Origin of the sequence: Fibrobacter sp. UWT2 (genome assembly GCF_900142545.1) — a bacterium.
In the GTDB taxonomy this organism is placed as follows: domain Bacteria; phylum Fibrobacterota; class Fibrobacteria; order Fibrobacterales; family Fibrobacteraceae; genus Fibrobacter.
Window position 1 is genome coordinate 1 of the sequence record NZ_FRBF01000010.1, and the last position, 19347, is coordinate 19347.

The following is a 19347-nucleotide window of genomic DNA, read 5'->3' on the forward strand; positions in this document are numbered from 1 at the left end:
GTCATATTTTAGAAAACCTTGCAATATTTTCACAGGGTAGAAATCAGTTTTTCCCAATAGTTATGCGGGCTGGGCGGGATTTTAAGGGACGACTAGATAGTCCAAATTGGAATAAAAATGGCAAAAATGTCAGCTTTGTAAACAAAACTAAACAAAGTGAGCGGAAAATGGGCGAATTCGGGGAAGTGTGATAAAAAACAAAAAAATAGAATTTTTAAGAGGAATATCACCAAAGAATCATTTTTTAGTTATATTTTTCCACGTCGTAAGAAAACGATAAACAACCCTTAAGGAGTTAATAAAATGAAAAAAGGTATCATTACCCTTCTCTGCGCCGGCATGATCGTTCTTTCCGGCTGCTATGGCAAGTACGCATGCTTCAACAAGTTGCTCGCTTGGAACGGCACCCTTGGTAACAAGTGGCTCAACTCCATCGTGCACTTCGGCATGAACGTGATCCCGGTCTACGGTATCGCTCTGTTCGTTGACTTCCTCGTCCTCAACACTGTCGAATTCTGGACTGGCTCCAACCCGCTCGCTTCTGGCGACTCCTACTATGAAAAGGACGCTCAGGGCAACGAAATTGCCGCTGTCAAGAATGCTGACGGTTCTATGACTGTCGAAATGACCACCGCTGCTGGCGAAAAGGCCGTCATGACCCTCCAGCGCGATGAAAACGTTATCCGCGCCCTCGACGCCGAAGGTAACGTTGTCGCTCAGCGTGAACTCGACAAGTAATTTCTTACTTGATTGATTTTCAATGGCCTTGGCTTTTGCCAAGGTCTTTTTTTATTGATTTTATTATATATTTAGGCTATGCTTAGGCGAGTGTGCTACATAGGGGTGATATTGTTCTCCTTGCTTTTGATGTCTTGTGTCAATGACGACATCAAGCGTGGAAACGATGCCTTGCGTATTGGCGACTATGAACGCGCTATCGCGAATTTCTCAAAAGCATTGGATGTAGAACCTGCTAACCGCGACGCTCGCTACGGTCTTGCGCTTTCTTACTTTGCCGAGGCCGAACAGACGGACCGTTTCAAGGATTCCTCGTTTGTCCGGTGGAGCCGCACTGCCCGCGAATTCAAGATTCTTTATGGCTTGGATAGCAGCGGTAGCATCGATGCCAATTATTCCACTTGCCTGTTCTACCTGGCGCGCGCCACGTTGAATCACGATGCGTCTGCAAATGTGCTGCCTTTATTGGATAAATCTATACAACTGGATAGCTTGAATTATTTTAGCTATAACTTGAAGGGATTGATTCTCGCACAAAGCAACGCCCACGCTGACTTGAATAGCGCAAAGAATATTTTCATCCATATCGTGACCCGGGAACCGCAGTTTATTTCGGCCTACATTAACCTGGGAAATATCTATTGGGAAGAAGGCGATATTGAATCGGCTTGGGATACTTGGTCGGCCGGGTTGGAAAAGGCTCCGACAAACAGGTCCCTGATCCACTGGACGCAGGTGGCCGAAGATTCCTTGAAATCCATGGTGCTTTCGGGTAGGCTATGAGTGCAAAATGCGAAAAGCCTACGACAAGCATTCTAGACAGAGCTGATGCTTGTGCATTGCTGCACCAGGGGGGAGAAGCCGATGTCTATGAACTCTCCTGTGGCGAAGATCGTTATGCGCTGAAGTGGTACCATGCGGGTTCCCGTTTTGACGATTCTGTCGTTGACCGTTTAAAACATTTGAATGTTCCCGGGCTTTACCGCGTTCGAGAATCGGGTGTTCGCGATAATACGGCGTACCTGGTCTATGATTTTCTTGACGGGGTGAATTCTGCAGATGTGCCTGCGATGCCGGTGGCCGTCGCTCTGAAGTTGTTCCGGAGCCTTGTGCATACGCTGGATTTGTTGGATAAAGAAAATATTCATCACGGTGATATCAACCCGGCCAACGTCTTGCTTTGCCGGTCGGGTGCGATGTTGAATGTTGTGCTTATCGACTGCGGAATTGTTGGGCCGGGAGCCTTGGCTTATGCGGCGCCGGAACGGTTTCAAGGGAAGCCTGCCAGCACCAAGAGCGACCTTTATGGTTTGGGGATGCTTCTGTTCCGTTGGATTGCTGGCGTAGACTTGCTTGCGTCGCAGGACTATAATGAACTCGCGGCTCAGGCCATGGCTATTGACGGCGTAGATATTTCTTCTCGGCTTTATGGTTTGGGATGCTGCAGTCCGCAGGAACTTTCGGCGTTGGAGCCGTTGTGGAAGGCTTTGCTGCGGGAATCTCCGGAGAATCGCGCCGAAGATTTTGACGAACTGGATGAACTTCTGGAAATTGCCCTCGATTCCATGGGCGTTGGCGAGGTGACCGCCCAGACGGCCTTGCAGAAATTCGCCAAGGATTTGTTTGCCGAAAAAATGGGGCAAAAATTCCCGACGGAAGAAAAATCGGTCTTCCCGTACCGCAAATGCAGCGGTGAAAATGAAAAAAACAACTTAAAAATCGGCATTTTGGTCTTTTTTGGACTTATATTAATTGCATTGGTGATTGCCGTCTGTGTCGGAACCAAAAGTCCCGACATCGACGAAACGGGTCACTTGTTCCTTCAAAAATCCAGAAGCTTGGAATCGGGTGCCGAACGAGATTCGGAAATGACAATAGATTCTGTTCCTCCTGCGATGCTGAAGGACTTGCCTACGCCCGCAACGGAATAATTTTGGAAGAGGTTTCGTATGAAGTCAGAATCGATGCTAGCGACAGAAAAGATGCTGGATGTCGTAAAGATCTTGTTGGACGAAGTCCAGCCGGAATCTCTATTTGTGAAAATTCTTGAAGTGGCGAAGGACGTCTTGCATGCCGATGCCGCTGTTCTGGATACCGGTGGAGAAAATGCGATCCACTTGAGTAATCCTGAAAATGTGACTATTTCTATTTCCGCCGTAAAACAGGCGAAGCGCGAAAAGAAGGCTGTGGTGTGGAATCAGCTGGATGACGATTCTGCAGACCTTTCGAAATCGATTGTGCAGAATCAGCTGACAAGCATCATGGTGTCGCCCTTCCGCACGCCCGAAAGTGAATCCGGTTACTTGTACTTGCAGCGCGCCGCCCGCGAAGAACCTTTTACCGAAGATGACAGCGCCTTGTTCGATTCCTTTGTGATGGTCTGCGAAAAGTTCGCCTTTGCTGCATTTGACCGCCTGCGTGACAAGGAATCGCTGAATATTTTAAGAAACGTCATTCGCAAAGATGGCATCGTGTATTCGAGCAAGGTGATGGCCGAATTGATTGCTCTTGCAGACAAATTAGCGGTGCTTCCCATGCCGGTGATTATCCGTGGCGAAACAGGAACCGGTAAAGAAGTCATTGCCCGCTACATACACAAGCATAGTCCGCGAGCAGACAAGCCTTTTATCGCTGTCAATTGCGGCGCCATTCCGGAACACCTGATGGAATCCCTTTTGTTCGGTCATACCAAGGGCTCGTTTACGGGGGCGGTGGAAACCCGCAAGGGATTTTTTGAAGAAGCTGACGGCGGTACGATTTTCTTGGACGAAATCGGTGAACTGCCCATGAATATGCAGGTCAAGCTTTTGCGTGTGCTCCAGGAAAAGCATATCACCCGCGTGGGTGACAATCGCGAAATCCCGGTGAACGTGCGCATTATCAGTGCGACGCATGTAGACCTGGAAGAAGCGGTCAAGGCGAAGCGCTTCAGGGAAGACTTGTACTTCCGTATTCAGGTGATGCCGGTCGAAATGCCTCCCTTGAGAGACCGCGGACAGGACGTTGTGCTTTTGGCCGAAGAGTTCCTGACCCGTTACGGGGCGGAATACGGTCGCGGCAAGTACCACTTGAGCCGTAACGCCGAAAAGGCGATGCTCAGCTACCACTGGCCGGGTAACGTGCGCGAACTCGAGAATAAGGTCCAGAAGGCCTTGGTTCAGGCGGTCCATGGCGTTATCCAGCCGATGGATCTTGGTTTAGGCGATGTCCAGTCCCAGGCCAAGGAATCGCCGCGTACGCTCAAGGAAGCCCGCGAAATCGTGGAACGCGAGGTTATTGGCAGGGCGCTTTCCGATAGTAACGCGAATTTGACGCTCGCAGCGACGATTTTGGGGATTGACCGCAAGGTTCTCCGCGAAATCATGGAAAGATTGGGAATGAAAAAGGAAGACTATAAGAAATAGTTTTATATATTTATTATAGCCTAAAAGACGGTTGGCACGGAATTTGCAAGAGATTGAGTATGAAAAAGACTACTCTCATAACGACAATTATGATGGCTGCAGCGCTTAGCTACGCTGCTCCGTCTTCTGCGCGTCCGGAGTCTTCTGTCCCGACCCCCGCCGAGAATATGGAAATTTCGCGAGAAATGCCCAATCTTGGTGCAAAGGAAAGCGCAGATTGGCAAAAATTGCGCGCAGAACGTCGTGCAGCCCGAGAGCAAATTCTAACGGACTTGCGCAATAGTTCCGCCGCCGAGAAGAAAAATATCCGCCAGGAAGTCTCGAAAAAACGGGACGAAAAGCCTCGCTTTGAGGGGGAAATCCCGAAAAATCAGTCTCGCGAACGTACTCCTTTTTATGAGCAACCTGGGTCTCACCAAATGAACCCGATGCGAGACATGCCCAATGGTCCTGCTCCGGCTCCTATGAATCCCATGAATCCGATGAAGCCGATGGATCGTCCCCATCGCTAAATGCGTTTCATTGCGATAGTACTCATGCTACTGACGTCTTTGCTTTATGCCGAGACGCAAGAAGACGTGTACTACCGCGCCATGAAGGCTGAAGAAGCCGGTGATGTGTCGGCCGCCCTTGCCGCCTTTGAAGAAGCGGTTCAGATTCCTGGCCCCTATACAGAAGAAATTCGTGAAATTATTGACGAATACTACAAAGCCCTTGATGCGACTATGGATACAAAGAATCCATGGTCGCTTCGTTTTTTGGGAGATCTCGGTTTTTACGGCTTGCACTATAATGAATATGGCGGTGTAGAGAAAGTTAGCGAAACCGGCGGAGACATCTTCTTTTCGCTGACTCCATTTGTGGACTATTCTACGGGCGACTGGATTCATTCTTTTGGACTGGGTTTTTCGGGCGACTGGTTTGTGGCGAACGAAAATATGCCCGTGCTCGATACAAATGACTGGAATATTTCGGTCGGGCTTGAATATTCCTTGGTCGGTAAATCCTTGATGCTTGATGTGGGCGCCGATATCAAGGTTGTGGAAGGTGCCTATGTTTCTCCCAATTTTTATACATGGATAGAACGGGATTTTTACCGGTTTGAAAAGCAGCGTGTCGGTGCCGCGGTTTGGGGGTACTATGATCCCGATGGCCCGCTTTCGTTTGCGTTGTATGGTTCCTGGCACAGGACGGTTCCCTACGGCTTGAACTGGTCTGTTTATGCGGGCGCTCGCTTCGAGGCGGATTCTGCAGTGGATTTCGTGAGCTATATCGAATCGTATAAGAAAGCTGTTGAAGAGTTGGAACAAGAAGAGGAAGGGGAATCGGAGTACTCGTATTGGGGTGGCATGTACGGGAACTGGCAAAATCCGATGCAAGCTTGCTTGGAAGCTTATGGACCGGAGTGCTACAACTGGAATGTCGGAAAACTGGATTCTATGTATTGGGCGCAGCAGAATGCGTCTAAAGATACGACGTCGTCTATTAACGTGGCAATTCCCAAGTATTTTGCCAAGTGGCTAGGCCCCACTCTCCGTTCACGGGTGTCTTATAAATTCAAACGCAATATAACGCTCGAGGCAAGGCTTAACCTGTTCTATGGTTTTGTCTTGGACGGCCCGGATAGCGATTACGAAAAGATGGGCAAATTCAGCGGCGTCTGGGGAACCATGTTCTATTGGAAACCGAATGCGATAACGCTTTATTTGGGCTTAGAACAATTCTATAAGCATTACAGTTTGCCCAAGTATTATAAGGGCGTTTATCCAGAGAATAGCATTCTTTCTGAGATGAAAGTCGGCTTCAAGTGGGAAATCTAAAAACGAAAAAAGCAGGACTCAGTCCTGCTTTTTTATGGAGATAGTGGGAGTCGAACCCATGACCTACAGATTGCGAACCTGTCGCTCTACCAACTGAGCTATATCCCCAGGATGTAGGCGCAATATAACTTATTTTGCGCCTTTTGGCAACTTGAGCCCTTTGGACTAGTTGCCGCGGTTGTCCATCGAAGAGAACATCTGGATAATCTCTTCGGTGAAAAGTGAACTGGGAAGACCCTGCGCAATTTCAAGGGCTTTTTCAAGATGGTCTTGGGCGTTGGCCTTGGCCTTCTTGAAGGCGTTCTTTTCATTCAGCTTTTCAATAATCTTTTCGGGAACGCCGGCTTGGTCAGCTTTTGCAATCAGCGATTCCATATCGGAACGTTCCTGTGCGTTGCAGCCTTCGAAGTAGTACAGCAGCGGAAGCGTAATCAGTCCGTTGCCTAAATCAGTGAACTTGGCCTTGTCGAGGTCCTTGCTTCCAAAACCGTAGTCCAGAAGGTCGTCAATGATCTGGAAAGCAATGCCGAAGTGGCTGCCCATTTGGGCGCACTTGTCAATGTTTGCGCTGTCGAATCCGGCGAGAATGGCACCGATGCGGGCTGCGGCAGCGATCAAGGCTGCGGTCTTGCCGTCGATAATACGGTCGTATTCTTCGAACGAAAGACGCATGTTTCCGGATTGGTCCAGTTCCAGGATTTCACCGGCGATTAATTTATCTGCAGCCTTGGAAAGTACAGTCGGAATATCGTGGGACTCTTCGTCGATCACGCACTGCATGGCCTGTGACAGAACGTAGTCGCCAATCAGTACGGCCACTTGCGTGCCCCATTCTTTGTGCGCTGTCTTTTGTCCGCGGCGGATGTCGGTGCCGTCGATGATGTCGTCGTGCACAAGGCTTGCTAGGTGCAAAAGTTCGATGCCTGCGCAAGCGTGAGCCACGCGCAAGGAATCAGGCTTTTGAGAACCGCTTTGTGCAATCAGGCAAAGGAGCGTCGAACGAATGCGCTTGCCCTTGCGCTGGAACAGCGATTCAAGCCGTTCGCCAATACCGGCGGGGGCGTTCTTCGCCACTCCGAAAATGACCTTTTCGGTGAGTTGCAACTGTTCTTGGACAAGTGCACGTGCTTGCGTCAGCACGGTCTGAAATTCTGCCTTTGTCGGAGCCATTAAATAATCACCGTTAGATATCCAGGTCGTTCAAGACCTTGTAGGCGTTGGATTCAATGAACTTGCGGCGCGGTTCCACATCTTCACCCATGAGCATGCTGAAGATCTGGTCGGCTGCCACGGCATCTTCCACGTAGCACTGCTTGAGGAAACGCTTGTTCGGGTCCATGGTCGTTTCGGAAAGCTGTTCCGGAGACATTTCGCCAAGACCTTTGAATCGGCTCACCGTCACGTTCTTCTTGTCTTCGAGCTTGGCCATGGCTTCGTCCTTGTCGTTTTCGTCAAACAAGTACGTTTCCTTGGTGCCGACCTTCAGCTTGAACAGAGGCGGCATGGCGAGGAACACGTGGCCTTCGTCGATGAGCGGGCGCATGTAGCGGAAGAAGAAGGTGAGGAGCAAAGTCTGAATATGGGAACCGTCCACATCAGCATCGGTCATGATGACGATCTTGTTGTAGCGGAGCTTTTCGAGTTTGCATTCAGTGCCGAGACCGCAGCCGATGGCGTTTACCAGGTTCTGGATTTCTTCGGTGTCGAGCACGCGGTGGAGGCTTGCCTTTTCCACGTTCAAAATCTTACCGCGCAGGGGGAGAATGGCCTGGAACTCGCGGTTACGGCCCATCTTTGCAGAACCACCTGCAGAGTCACCTTCCACGATGAACAGTTCGCATTCCTTGGGATCGCGGCTGGAGCAGTCGGCGAGCTTGCCCGGAAGTCCACCGCTTTCGAGAACGTTCTTGCGACGGGCGAGCGTGCGGGCCTTGTGGGCGGCTTCGCGGGCCACGGCGGCGTTGTAAACCTTGTCCAAGATAATCTTGACCGCGGCCGGGTTTTCCTGGAAGTATTCTTCGAGTTTTGCACCGAAAGCGGAGGCGACGTAGCCTGCGATTTCGGAGTTGCCGAGCTTGCGCTTGGTCTGGCCTTCGAACTGCGGCTGCGAGACCTTGATGGCAATCACGGCGGTGAGTCCTTCGCGGATATCGTCGGCGGTAATGGTAATGTCTTTCTTGCCCTTGGGCATTTCCTGCGCGAACTTGCTGATGACGCGGGTGAGGGCCGTCTTGAAGCCCGTCACGTGTGTACCGCCATCGTAGGTGTTCACGTTGTTCACGAAGCTAAAGAAGTTTTCCTGGTAGCCGTCGTTGTACCACATGGCAACTTCGAGCGGATACTGGCCTTCAGGGAGTACCAGGTGAATAGGATCCTGGAACAGCTTGGTGCGGTGTTCGTCCACGTAGCGCACGAATTCAGAAACACCACCCGGATAGCAGAACGTATCGGTCTGCTTATTTTCGGGGTCACGTTCGTCGGTAAGCGTCAGGCGAAGACCGCTCATGAGGAAGGCGAGTTCGCGGAAACGCGTAGCGAGCGTGTCGTACACGTAAACGGTTTCGCTGAAGATGGTGTCATCCGGATAGAATTCAACGGATGTACCGGTCGTACCGTCGCTTTCGCCGAGATCCACCTGCGGACCGCACGGAACGCCACGGGCAAATTCCTGCTGCACTACGCGGCCGTTGCGGCGCACGGTAACAACCAACTTGTTGGACAGAGCGTTCACGCAGCTCACGCCCACGCCGTGCAAACCGGCAGAGACCTTGTACGAGCTGTTGTTGAACTTACCACCGGCGTGGAGCTTGGTCATCACGACCTGGATGGTACCGACCTTTTCCTTGGGGTGAATGTCTGTCGGAATGCCGCGGCCGTTATCGGTCACGCGGATGCCGTTACCCGGCAAAATGGCGATTTCAATGTGAGAGCAGAATCCGGCCAAAGCTTCGTCCACGGAGTTGTCGACCACTTCCCAAACCAGGTGGTGGAGACCGCGGATGTCTGTTGAACCGATGTACATAGCCGGGCGAACACGCACGGCTTCGAGGCCTTCCAAAACGGTAATGCTAGAGCCGCTGTAGTCTTCTTCGGCCTTTTTCATTTCTTCAGATTCTTCTGCCATTTTTTACCTTGTTTTCTTCTTCTAAAATCTTTGAGTCGGGGCTCTATCTGACATGCTTTTAAACGAAAAGAATGTTCTTGACGGAGGGTTTCCCGAGCAATAAATTACACTTGTCAATAATAGCTTTTTTTTGCAAGAAAAGTTCCTGTTTCCAGGCGGAACTATCGCACTTTAGCGTCAAAATATTCTTGTCAAATTTGGCTATTTGCACATGCGGTTTTACGAGTGGCCCCACGATGGTTTCGAGGCCATTTGAGAGCTTTTCGATGACCATTTCGTCGGTGATATGGGTCTTGTCCAGAACCATCTGCAACAGTACGCTGATGTCTTCGGGATCCTTGCCACAAACGGGCTTCCCACGCCTTTTGTAAGTGGGGTTGTTCATTAAAGCAATAGTAGCTTGGAAAGCACGAAGCCGCCAATCAGGATGCTTGTCATGCCGGCTACCACGGTAGCCTTGGTGTTTTTGCCCACGCCTTCGGCACCGCTATGGGTGGTAAAGCCAAAGAAGCATGCGTAGCTTGCAATAAAGTAGCCGTAAAGGGTCGCCTTGATAAGGCCCACCACCAAGTCCCAGTTCTGGTAGAACATGCGCACTCCGTAGAAGAATACGGCAAAGGACACGTCCTTGTAAATGTGGGCCACTTCGTAACCGCCTACGATACCGATAAAGATGCTGATGATCGTAAGGGTCGGAAGCATGATGATGGTTGCAATCAAACGGGGTGCAAGCAAAAACTTGTAGGGGCTGAGTCCTAATACTTTGTATGCGTCGAGCTGCTCGGTGACGGCCATAGTACCCAATTCTGAACACATGGATGCGCCAATTCGACCGGCAAGAACCATTGCGGTAAGGATCGGGCAAAGTTCCACCATCACGGATTTACCCACGGCCATCCCCACAAACATCAAGGGAATGATGTCGGCGAACTGGTAAGCGAGCTGCCATGCCATAATGGCGCCTGTGGCAAGCGATGCCGCTACCACCACGGGAATACTGGTAAGACCCACATGCTGCATTTGCTCCACTGTTGTGTGGAAATTGCTGAACGCACCTGGAATGCTCTTGAAAAGCTGCCAGACAAAATGGAGGTAGCTTGCCACCGTGTGCAGAAATTTCCGGATGAATTTACCCAGACTTTCTGCAATTCTGTTCATGAGGGTAATCAAGGACGCCTACTACTTTTTGGAATCCTTGTTAGACTTCTTGGAAGCCTTCTTGCTTGGTGCGCTGATGGTCTTCTTGTAAAGATTCATGTCGCTCAAGTACTTGATGGCTTCGTTCAGCTGCTTATCCTGCTTCAAGGAGAAGGCGGTGCTGACGGAATCGTTGAGGAACGCGGTCAGGAGTTCGCGCTTGATGCCGTCCTTGATGTACTGCTTGTTCTCGTCGAACTGGGCGTTGCGGTTGTTTTCAAGGGTCTTGCGCATCTCTTCGAGGCGCTTGGCGAGAGCGGTGTCGCTTACCGTCTTTGCGCTGTCACCCATGTAGTTCTGTTCGCGGACAATGCTCTTTTCGAGCTGGTCCACGCCTACCAGAGCGTTGCTCTTGATCTTGGTGAAGTTCGTGTCCTTCATGCAGAAGTCGCGGAATTGCGTAAACAGGCTGTCGGGGACTTCCCAGTTGGCGCTCATCTTGACGCCGGCCTTTTCCAGTTCGGGGCGGATCTTGACGGCGAACTTGAAGTACATAGCCATACGTTCTTGCACCTGTACCACCCAAGGCATGGGGGAAAGTTCCACTTCTACGTCGGGGGTAATGCCGCCGCTACCGAACATCATACGACCGTTGTTGGTGTAGAAGGTGTCGACCTTGGCGGTGTCTTTCTTGGTGGAATCGGCCTTTTCGTCGCCTTCTTCGGCGTATTCTTCTTCCATGATCTTGAGGCCCTTGATGCCGTTTTCGGGCTTGTTGATGCAGCGGCCGAAGGGCAGGTAGTAGAATGCCGTGGTGAGCTTGAGGGCGTTACCCTGGTTGTCCAGCGGGAAAATCGTCTGCACGGAACCCTTACCAAAGGATGTCTTACCAATGATCAAGGCGCGGTCCCAGTCCTGGAGGGCGCCAGAAACAATTTCGGCTGCACTGGCGGAACCTTGGTTCAGGAGCACCACCATGGGCACTTCCGGCTTTACGATGCCGTTCTTGCGGGCGTGGCTTTCGGTCCTTTGGGTGCGTCCGCGGGTGCTCACGATCAGGTTGCCCTGCTTCAGGAACAATTCGCTGATTTCGATGGCCTGGTTCAGAAGTCCACCCGGATTGTAGCGCATGTCGAGGATAATCTTCTTCATGCCCTGCTTCTGGAGGCTCTTGAGGGCGTTTTCTACGTCGCTAGTGGTCTTGTCGCTAAAGGTAGCGAGCTTGATATAGCCGATATCCTTGGTGACCATGCCGTAGTAGGGCACGGCGTGCACAATGATTTCGGCACGGGTAATGGTAAAGTCCATCAGGTCGGGCACGCCTTCGCGTTCAATAGAAACGGTCACGTCGGTGCCGATCTTGCCGCGGAGCTTGTTTACAGCTTCGTCGAGACTGAGTCCCTTGGTGTCCTTGCCGTCAATTTTACGGATGCGGTCACCGGCGCGGATGCCCAGGCGGAAAGCCGGGGTGCCGGACAAGGGGGAAATAACGGTCAAAATATTGTCGCGGAGGCTAATGGTGATGCCTACGCCGCCGAATTTGCCTTCCATGGAGACTTTAAGGCTTTCGTAGTCCTTGGGAGAGAACACGGTTGTGTGCGGGTCCAAGATGTTACGGATGCCGTTCAAGGCTGCGTCGGTGAGCTCTGTGGGGTTCACGTCTTCCACATACTTGCGGTTGACTTCGGAAAGAACCTTGTTCAGGCGGGAAACTTCGTTGTAGAAGTCGCCGGGAGGATCTTTTTTGTCGTTTGCCGCAAAGGGGCTAGTCGTGAAGCAAAGAGCCGAGAGACCGGCTACAAGAAGGGTTCGAAAATTCAGCATATTGAAATTCATGCCTTAAAAATACAATTTCATTTGTTTGTCGGGGCCCCAAAAACGGAAAAAACCGGCCGAAAGGGCCGGTTTTTTAGTTATAAGGAGAGAGAGAAAAAAGATCTAAAAAGGTTTAAGCTTAGGCGGCGTCGTTCAAAACGCGGGCGAGCTGTTCGTTCCTGAGTTTTTCCAGGGCGGAATCCTTGAGCTGGCGGGTGCGTTCCTTGGAAAGGCCGACCATCGGGGCGATTTCCTTCAGGTTCAGGTCGGAATCCATCTTGAAGCCGAAATAGAGCTTGATGATTTCCTTTTCCTGGTCAGAAAGGCTGTTGTTCATCGCCTTGTCGAAAAGCTTGCTACGGTTGTTCTTTTCGGCGAGTTCATCGGTGCGGAATTCGGTCGCTGCGATGGTATCACCGAGAGTCATATCGCCATCTTCGCCCACCGGGGTGTCGAGGGAGGTAGACTTGCTGCCCATCATCAAGATCTTTTCGATGTCGTTAGCTTTGTACTTGGAGACACCTTCGAGGCTCTTGGGGTCAAGCATAAGACCGCCGCCCACAACCTGGTGCATCTGGCCGCCCTTCTTGGCAAAGCGGCGGAGCACGAGTTCCTTTTCGGCGCTGATGCGGACCAAACGGCCGCGTTCAGCGATGGCGCGGGTGATGTTCTGGCGAACCCACCAAACGGCGTAGCTGATAAACTTGATTTTTTGAGTGTGGTCAAAGCGACGAGCGGCTTCGATAAGGCCCATGTTGCCTTCGTTGATGAGCTCGTTCACGTCGATGCCCTGACCCTTGTAAAGGTTGGCGATGTTCACTACAAAGCGGAGGTTGCTCTTGACCAGCAGATCCATGGCTTCGCGGCTGCCTTCGCGGACTTTGGCAAGTACAACCTTTTCCTGTTCCTTGGTAAGCAGCGGATATTTAGAAATATCGTTCAGATACTGGAAATAAACATCCCTGTCGTCACGAACGTGTGTATTCTTTGTCATATCAACCTCGTTGCTTGTTGTTTCGTTTACATTCGTAAATCTACCTCCATTTTCATTTTCAAGTGTCACGGATTACGCCTTTGTTCGCAAAAGTTGTTTGTGAATTTCGTCAAAGAAAAGTGGACTTTTGTCACGTTTTTGTCATAACGCCCTTTTTTTTGGCAAAATAAGACCTATTTTTGTGTCTACAAGAGGAAAAAATGACGACAAAGTACGCAAAATCCGCTTTTCGAGCCTTTTTACGCCGCAATTATGAACGTTTCGCGGAACTTCAGGAAGCCCAATTCGAAAAAGGCGAGCGGGAACTAATCGAAATTATGGGCGACGAGAACGATGCCCAGTATCCGATTCCGACATTTGTACTGATGATTCTGATTTGGATGTTTATCTTGCTGTTCCCGCTGATATTGCTGCTTGATCCGACATATCCGTTGACGCAAGTGTCGCTTATTAATCTTTCCTGCTACTATTTGCCGCTTCTGGCAACGTTCTTGACCTTCTTGGTAAACCAGCGCTACCTTGTTCCAAAGTGCTTCTTTAGAAAACGTTATGCTTTGTTCTTTGCCGGCAACGCCGTGATTCTTTTTCTTTCGTTGCTAGGCCGCGAAGTGTTCTACTTCTTGATTCAGCGCAAGGCGGGCGAGGGAATTGTAGATTTCTTCAGCAACTATTGTTTTAGTGCGGGGGCCGTGCGCGGGCATTTTTCCGTCTGGACTGTACTTGTGTTTCTGATTGCGCTTGCGCTCATCTGCTTTGTTTGCATTTTGATTTCAATGTTTTCGAGGTTGATTATCAGAGCGTTTATCTTGCGTGAAAAGAAACGTTCAACTCTGGAATATGAACTCAAATTTTTGAAGAATCAGCTTTCGCCGCATTTCTTGTTCAATACCTTGAACAATATTACTAGCTTGATTCGTATAGACCCTGGCCTTGCCGAAACAAGTATGACGAAACTTTCGCAGCTGATTCGCGTGATGCTTTACCAGACAGGCGACAAGTATATTTCGCTTAAAGAAGATGTGGGCATTTTGGAAAAGTATGCGGAACTTGAGAAATTGAGACATGACGATTCCTTTGATTTTAAATTTGAATACGAACTTGAAAATCCGGATTGTCAAGTGGAACCGCTGTTGATGATGCCGTTGATGGAAAATGCGATGAAGCATTGCGTGAATCCGGAAGGCAACAGTTTTGCACACATCAAGATTGTGCAGAAGGGAAATACAATTTCGTTTGTTAGCGAAAACAGCAACTTCCCGCGTAAGGCAAAGCCGAATGCGAGCGGCCTTGGACTTTCTACTTTCAAGAAGCGCTTGGAACTTATGTATGGCGGACGCTATCAATATAAAGCTGGCGTAGAAGGCGATGCATATAAAACGGAATTGAAAGTGGAATTGAAAAAGGATTCTGTGTAAACGCTGTATACACTTTTTTCAAAATGTATCGCGGAATCTCTTTACAAGAAAAAAATCTTTATCTATAATTCCTTGCGGATCGATAAATAGTTTTTAGATACATCTGTTAACCACAGGTGTATTTTTTTTATCTGTTTAGGGTATCCATTTTTATATGGCTTTTTATATCCTGCTCAGCGAACGCTGGGGAGCTTAACAAACATCTTTCAAATGGAGGTCCTATGAAAAATAGGATGTCAAGGTGTGCAGCCTTGATAGGGACCGTATTGTCTCTTTCGGGTTATGCGCAGGTCTGTAACGATGTTTCGCTGTATAAAAATGGCGAAACTGGTAAAATGGAAACGACGAACATGACGTTCCCGGAAGCGCCGGAATGGAGCGCCAACTGGGGCGAAATGGAGGCGCTTACCCCGCCTTATATCCGCTGGTCCGGTATGAAGGATAAGGCGGGGGACTGGACGGGTATGCTGACGTTGAATCAGTTGCCGGTAACCGTCCAGGGCGGGAACTTGACTTTCAAGGTGCGTTCTACGCAGAAAGGTAAGTTCGGTATTTGGCTTATGGGGGCATTCGGCAATAGCGGCGTGAAATTCTTTAATTTGGCCGCTAATAAGACTTATTCGCTGAAGGTTCTTGTTGAAGAGCTGATAGGGGGCGCCACCAAGACAATTGAAAAAATCGGCGTCGGACTCTTTGATGTCCCGGCTCATCAATACACGACGCTTTTCCTAGATGATATTGCCTTTAGTTGTGCGGTGTCGGGGGAATCTGCCGGAACGGGAATGCTGTATCCGTACAGTGACATGAATCCCAAGAATCCGTATCGTGAAGGTAAATTCCTGGCGATACCTACGGCTATGACAACGGCAGCCTATTCCGAAGCAGAACGTCTTGAAACCAAGAATTCTACGCAGGCTGACTTTGTGCTGAGTGAACAGGAACATCGCCAGATTGAAGAATTCCCGACACGGACGGATTTGACTCCGCAGAAGTCCCGAGATGGTTGGTTCCGCAACATGTATTTCATTGACAGGAATCGCCTGCGCGACAGTGTGATTGCTAATCCGAAGGGCTTGTTCTACGAGGCAAACGAAGTCGCTGCAGAATCGGACAAGCGGGAAATGCCTCTCTTGATTGGTAACGTAGATTATGCCTATCGCATGTGTAACGATAGCGCTTGTAAAAACGTGCAATTGGTAAATGCGAGAATTTTGCAGGCGGCCCTGCCTTCGGCAAGTGTGAAGGGCTCGAAACTCAGGGTTTTCTACGACCCTTATTTTGTCAGTACGAACAGAAATTCTTTGCCTAGAGTCGAAATCTATGCGAATAAGAAATGGCAGACTCTTGAACCGAAATCCGAAATGCTGCTGGAGTTTGAATCGGCAGGCGTGCAGCCTGTGAATGTTCGACTCTCTGAAGGCGGCGTCAATATCAATCAAACTTTATACGTGGAGGTGAAATAATGAAGTTCCTGTCATTTGTTTTAGCTTTGTTTGTTGGGGTGTCGTATTCTGCGGCTAGGGAACATATAGACTTGTTCTTTGGCAAGGACAAGAATCGTAGTGCCGATGATTTGTGCGTTGCAAAGCGAAATTCGTTTATGCCATTGCTTCGAACTGCGGCGGGCGAAGCATGCGTTACATCGCAAGTGGATGCTAGCGTGAGGGTGTTGAATCCTCAGATAGATGAATCACAAAGGTACAATTTCAATCTGGTTCGTCCGTTTTTGATTATTGACGGCATTTACCTTGGTACCGATAATAAAAGGTCTTTGAGCGAAATGCAAGAAGAAGTGGAACGCTTTGGTATTGTTGATCCACTTGTTGAATTAGGTTATACGGCGGTTCTGGTGCAGTTTTCGGAAACGGTGAGAAAATCCCTGCAAGAGAATGCGCAGACACTTGCGAATATTTTGCGTATCATGAATTCGAATGCCCTTTTCGGCTTTGAAAATAAGCAGACTGATGGCTTTGTGGTACTCGGGGTGAGCCAGGGTGGTGTTCTTGGACGCTACGCCTCGTATTTGTACGATAATCAGCGTAACAAAAAGACGGATGCTCCCATTCGTCTGTATGCCTCTTTGGATTCGCCGCATCAGGGCGCGATTATGCCGCTTTCGCTGTACTACACGATTAATTTCTGGGCAAAAGAAGGTGGCTCCGATGCTGCCGAAGCATTCAAGGACTTGATTGATGGTCCGGGTGCAAGTGGCCTGTTGTTGCATCAGAAAAAGTGCAATGACGCTAAATGCGATGATTATAGCTATGAGGTAAATACTTCTACCCAACGATTCCTTTTTGGTGAATATCGCAAGGCGGCTGAGTACAAGGGCTTCCCGTCGGTGCTGATTGCCCAAGGTCAGCTGAAGGGGACGATTCCGAACCATTCGAGTACGTATTTCGTGCTGAATAGGCACGCTAAAAAATATGGTTCCATATTCGGACGCGCCGAAAGTAAGCTCTATTCCTATACTGACGGCAAAACCGAAATTGCCAAGAACAGAATATACCGATATCCGGGTGAGATTGAAGAGGCTGCTCCAAAGGTTCCCGCTACTTATGATTTTGTTCAGGGGAGTACCTATCCGTTTGCGGAAACGATGTACCAGGGTTTGCGTGACGGCATGCTTGATGCTATGCCCAAGGGAATGAAGCAGAAGGTGGCTTTTACTTCTGTTGAACTTGCAACGGGCTGGGATGAAGATTCCCTGATGCAAAAGAACAGCACCTTCATTCCGACGGCCAGCGCCATGGATTTGAACTGCAATGGGAAATTGGGCATGACCGATGTTTGCGCCTTTACGCAAAATCAGTCGGGATTCCCCTTTGCAAAACCGGAATCGAAAAGTTCCGCCAATGCGGTTTATGCCGTAGATGCGACACACCCGCGTTATAAGGAATCAATTAGCGGTAGGCATATTGAACTTCCTGAAAATAAAGATTTGAGTGCGGATTCCGCGATTATTGGCGGCTTGCAAGTGGATATGTGGCGTGTACTTTGCGAACTAGCGAATTACGATTACGATAACGCCAATAAGGAGTTCCGTAACGAAAATTTGGCTTGGTACTTTACGCCAGGCACCAATTGCATGGATCAGTCAAAGATGCCGAATTTCTTGAAGAAAGACGGCTATGTCCAGAAAAAATACTTTGCTTATAGCCGTTACGATTATAATGCCGACGCGACGGAACAGGACGAAAGCGTTGCTTTTGATGTTCCGGCCGGATGGCATAAGGTTGCCTCGTATAATAATGGCGAAGATTTGATCGAAGGTGCAACATTCCAGGTGGATATCCAGGTCAATAAATCCAATGGAAATTGGATGAAAGCCGAACTCTTGTTACAGAAATCCAAAATCAGTTCTGGACAGATTCAGTTGCAAGAAAAGGATGTCCTTGTAGACGGAAAAACGCACCGAATCTATTGGAAACTTCCTGCAGGCGAAAGTGCTCTAAAGGGCTATCGCTGGCTAAGACTGGTGCTGAATTCGGATGGCGGTAACGTGACGGTTTCGAATCCGGTGCTGCTGAAAACCGTTGAAAATACGGAGAAAAAGTACGATAAACTCAGCGAGAATCTGTATCCGAATGCGGCTTTCAAGTTTGTGCCTTGGACTTCGGCTGTTTCGGCAACTCCGTATAGCGATGCCTTGGGCTCTGGAGTCTCCTTGCGTTTCCAGAAACTCCATGGTGGAGCCTATTTGGATTTGAGTGGTGATAAAAGTGCGGATTCTTACAGCAAGTTATTTGTCTATTATTGGCCGGGAACTTGCCAGGGAACGGGAGTCTATTTCGATTCTTATTCCTCGGGGATAGAGCTGCTGCGTAATAATGCCGTTGCAGACGGAAATTTCCTAGTCAAAGAGATCCCGCTTTCGGACATTATTGATGCGAAAATTACGCATGATCATCGGAAAATTGCCTCAAGGTTGGTGTTTGCCAACGTAAAAACGGATGAGGTTTGTTCTGTGTACAGAATTTTTGCGAAATAGGGCCGATTTTTAGGCGATAATCTTATTTTTCTTTGCGGTATGGACTCCCATACCGCTTTTATAGGAGTAATGATATGAAGAAAAAACTCATTCTGCTGGCGACCATATCGGTAGCGCTTACGGGGTGTCTCCAGCCGACTGCACGCTCTATGGGTGCGACGTTGATGCCAGCCCCGATGCTTCATCGCGCCTCGCCTGACAACGCCTCGCAGGAATTGTCTGTTGCCGCATCGGGCTTTTATGGACATACCGGTGATGCCTACAATGTGGAAGACGTGAATGCTGGTGGCGGAAACGTTGGTGTGACTTATCGCTTGGGCGGGGCGGTCTCGCCGCTATTTGTGAATGTGGCTGCCGGCGTTTTTGGCGGATCGCTCCAATTTGGCTGTGATAAGGATTATGCTTGCGATAGTACTGATGTCAAGTATAATGCTTGGCTTGAGTCCGATGCGGGCAAGGACAGCTATAGTTTCTGGAATGTGCAGGAACGTATTCTTCTCGGTGCCGATTTCAGTGTCGGTTATGCCATTTTCGGTGCCGCTGCGGGCGTTCAAATGTTCCAGGGCGGTTCCGATTATGACGATATGCGTGAAAAGCTGGACGAAGACAGGTTTATCAATAGCATCGACAAAAACAACGGTGTCGCCGCAGTTACTTCTGTATGGCTTGGCTCATACTTAGGACGTCAAGGTCAATATGGCAACTTGGTTGCTGAAATGGATCTCTTCTACAAGGGCGATATCGATGATTGGACATCGTCTATCAAGTGGACGTATACGCACCCGAGCGGATTCTTCGGCGGGGCGGCTTACGGAAATTTGATGGAACTCTCCGTGTTTGCGGGTAAGCAGTTCGTGTTTTAGTAAGAAACTCCCGAAAAAAGAAAAACAGAAGTTCCTGGCATTTTGC

17 protein-coding genes and 1 tRNA gene are annotated in these 19347 nt (G+C 49.4%); 11 read left to right on the forward strand and 7 right to left on the reverse strand.

The window, feature by feature from the left end; all coding sequences use genetic code 11:
• The 7 genes from BUA40_RS14680 to BUA40_RS08385 form a co-directional block, all read left to right on the forward strand.
• Positions 1-191, forward strand: a 191-nt coding sequence (locus tag BUA40_RS14680) for a hypothetical protein (protein ID WP_218588186.1), incomplete at its 5' end; no start/stop codon positions are given.
• Positions 192-303: 112 nt separating this feature from the next.
• Positions 304-738: a DUF3332 family protein gene (locus BUA40_RS08360; RefSeq protein ID WP_072800193.1), complete on the forward strand. Its 435-nt coding sequence runs from the start codon at positions 304-306 to the stop codon at positions 736-738.
• Between the two features lie 78 nt (positions 739-816).
• Complete coding sequence (locus BUA40_RS08365; RefSeq protein WP_072800194.1) at positions 817-1521, forward strand: tetratricopeptide repeat protein; 705 nt, start codon at positions 817-819, stop codon at positions 1519-1521.
• On the forward strand, positions 1518-2669 hold the full coding sequence (locus BUA40_RS08370) for a serine/threonine protein kinase (RefSeq protein ID WP_255369252.1): 1152 nt from the start codon (positions 1518-1520) through the stop codon (positions 2667-2669). The genes BUA40_RS08365 and BUA40_RS08370 overlap by 4 nt, the downstream gene beginning before the upstream one ends.
• An 18-nt stretch (positions 2670-2687) precedes the next feature.
• Positions 2688-4142 (forward strand): sigma-54 interaction domain-containing protein, encoded by a 1455-nt coding sequence (locus BUA40_RS08375; RefSeq protein ID WP_072800195.1) that lies wholly within the window; start codon positions 2688-2690, stop codon positions 4140-4142.
• Positions 4143-4201: 59 nt separating this feature from the next.
• The gene (locus BUA40_RS08380; RefSeq protein WP_072800196.1) at positions 4202-4654 is read left to right on the forward strand and encodes a hypothetical protein; all 453 of its coding nucleotides are present in this window, start codon (positions 4202-4204) and stop codon (positions 4652-4654) included.
• A 24-nt stretch (positions 4655-4678) separates the two neighbouring features.
• Positions 4679-5962, forward strand: coding sequence for a hypothetical protein (locus tag BUA40_RS08385; protein ID WP_143149744.1), 1284 nt, complete (start codon positions 4679-4681; stop codon positions 5960-5962).
• A gap of 35 nt (positions 5963-5997) precedes the next feature.
• On the opposite strand, the gene BUA40_RS08390 is transcribed toward BUA40_RS08385, so the two are convergent.
• From BUA40_RS08390 to BUA40_RS08420, 7 genes are all read right to left on the reverse strand, one after another.
• Positions 5998-6070 (reverse strand) — tRNA-Ala (locus BUA40_RS08390).
• A gap of 57 nt (positions 6071-6127) precedes the next feature.
• Complete coding sequence (locus BUA40_RS08395) at positions 6128-7132, reverse strand: polyprenyl synthetase family protein (RefSeq protein WP_072800197.1); 1005 nt, start codon at positions 7130-7132, stop codon at positions 6128-6130.
• Between the two features lie 13 nt (positions 7133-7145).
• On the reverse strand, positions 7146-9086 hold the full coding sequence (gene gyrB, locus BUA40_RS08400; protein WP_072800198.1) for a DNA topoisomerase (ATP-hydrolyzing) subunit B: 1941 nt from the start codon (positions 9084-9086) through the stop codon (positions 7146-7148).
• Positions 9087-9144: 58 nt separating this feature from the next.
• Positions 9145-9471, reverse strand: a complete 327-nt coding sequence (locus BUA40_RS08405) for a DciA family protein (protein WP_072800199.1) — start codon at positions 9469-9471, stop codon at positions 9145-9147.
• Positions 9471-10244, reverse strand: coding sequence for an MlaE family ABC transporter permease (locus tag BUA40_RS08410; RefSeq protein ID WP_255369253.1), 774 nt, complete (start codon positions 10242-10244; stop codon positions 9471-9473). Before BUA40_RS08410 ends, BUA40_RS08405 begins: the two co-directional genes overlap by 1 nt.
• 21 nt (positions 10245-10265) lie before the next feature.
• Positions 10266-12059, reverse strand: a complete 1794-nt coding sequence (locus BUA40_RS08415; protein ID WP_072800201.1) for a S41 family peptidase — start codon at positions 12057-12059, stop codon at positions 10266-10268.
• 118 nt (positions 12060-12177) lie between these two features.
• On the reverse strand, positions 12178-13032 hold the full coding sequence (locus BUA40_RS08420; protein ID WP_072800278.1) for a sigma-70 family RNA polymerase sigma factor: 855 nt from the start codon (positions 13030-13032) through the stop codon (positions 12178-12180).
• A 200-nt stretch (positions 13033-13232) separates the two neighbouring features.
• On the opposite strand from BUA40_RS08420, the gene BUA40_RS08425 reads away from it, so the two are divergent.
• The 4 genes from BUA40_RS08425 (at position 13233) to BUA40_RS08440 (ending at position 19301) form a co-directional block, all read left to right on the forward strand.
• Entirely contained in the window at positions 13233-14447 is a 1215-nt protein-coding gene (locus tag BUA40_RS08425; RefSeq protein ID WP_072800202.1) for a sensor histidine kinase, read from the forward strand.
• Between the two features lie 221 nt (positions 14448-14668).
• Positions 14669-15910: a hypothetical protein gene (locus BUA40_RS08430; protein WP_143149745.1), complete on the forward strand. Its 1242-nt coding sequence runs from the start codon at positions 14669-14671 to the stop codon at positions 15908-15910.
• Positions 15910-18438: a hypothetical protein gene (locus BUA40_RS08435; RefSeq protein WP_143149746.1), complete on the forward strand. Its 2529-nt coding sequence runs from the start codon at positions 15910-15912 to the stop codon at positions 18436-18438. The genes BUA40_RS08430 and BUA40_RS08435 overlap by 1 nt, the downstream gene beginning before the upstream one ends.
• Before the next feature lie 74 nt (positions 18439-18512).
• Positions 18513-19301: a hypothetical protein gene (locus tag BUA40_RS08440; RefSeq protein ID WP_072800205.1), complete on the forward strand. Its 789-nt coding sequence runs from the start codon at positions 18513-18515 to the stop codon at positions 19299-19301.
• Positions 19302-19347: the final 46 nt, after the last annotated feature.

What these genes read in the sequence shown, in the direction of transcription:
- BUA40_RS08375 (WP_072800195.1), top strand. Translation starts at nt 2,688, where the DNA reads ATGAAGTCAGAATCGATGCTAGCGACAGAAAAGATGCTGGATGTCGTA.
- gyrB (WP_072800198.1), bottom strand. Translation starts at nt 9,086, where the DNA reads ATGGCAGAAGAATCTGAAGAAATGAAAAAGGCCGAAGAAGACTACAGC.
- BUA40_RS08365 (WP_072800194.1), top strand. Translation starts at nt 817, where the DNA reads ATGCTTAGGCGAGTGTGCTACATAGGGGTGATATTGTTCTCCTTGCTT.
- BUA40_RS08425 (WP_072800202.1), top strand. Translation starts at nt 13,233, where the DNA reads ATGACGACAAAGTACGCAAAATCCGCTTTTCGAGCCTTTTTACGCCGC.
- BUA40_RS08360 (WP_072800193.1), top strand. Translation starts at nt 304, where the DNA reads ATGAAAAAAGGTATCATTACCCTTCTCTGCGCCGGCATGATCGTTCTT.
- BUA40_RS08420 (WP_072800278.1), bottom strand. Translation starts at nt 13,032, where the DNA reads ATGACAAAGAATACACACGTTCGTGACGACAGGGATGTTTATTTCCAG.
- BUA40_RS08435 (WP_143149746.1), top strand. Translation starts at nt 15,910, where the DNA reads ATGAAGTTCCTGTCATTTGTTTTAGCTTTGTTTGTTGGGGTGTCGTAT.
- BUA40_RS08405 (WP_072800199.1), bottom strand. Translation starts at nt 9,471, where the DNA reads ATGAACAACCCCACTTACAAAAGGCGTGGGAAGCCCGTTTGTGGCAAG.
- BUA40_RS08395 (WP_072800197.1), bottom strand. Translation starts at nt 7,132, where the DNA reads ATGGCTCCGACAAAGGCAGAATTTCAGACCGTGCTGACGCAAGCACGT.
- BUA40_RS08385 (WP_143149744.1), top strand. Translation starts at nt 4,679, where the DNA reads ATGCTACTGACGTCTTTGCTTTATGCCGAGACGCAAGAAGACGTGTAC.
- BUA40_RS08370 (WP_255369252.1), top strand. Translation starts at nt 1,518, where the DNA reads ATGAGTGCAAAATGCGAAAAGCCTACGACAAGCATTCTAGACAGAGCT.
- BUA40_RS08430 (WP_143149745.1), top strand. Translation starts at nt 14,669, where the DNA reads ATGAAAAATAGGATGTCAAGGTGTGCAGCCTTGATAGGGACCGTATTG.
- BUA40_RS08380 (WP_072800196.1), top strand. Translation starts at nt 4,202, where the DNA reads ATGAAAAAGACTACTCTCATAACGACAATTATGATGGCTGCAGCGCTT.
- BUA40_RS08440 (WP_072800205.1), top strand. Translation starts at nt 18,513, where the DNA reads ATGAAGAAAAAACTCATTCTGCTGGCGACCATATCGGTAGCGCTTACG.
- BUA40_RS08415 (WP_072800201.1), bottom strand. Translation starts at nt 12,059, where the DNA reads ATGAATTTCAATATGCTGAATTTTCGAACCCTTCTTGTAGCCGGTCTC.
- BUA40_RS08410 (WP_255369253.1), bottom strand. Translation starts at nt 10,244, where the DNA reads ATGAACAGAATTGCAGAAAGTCTGGGTAAATTCATCCGGAAATTTCTG.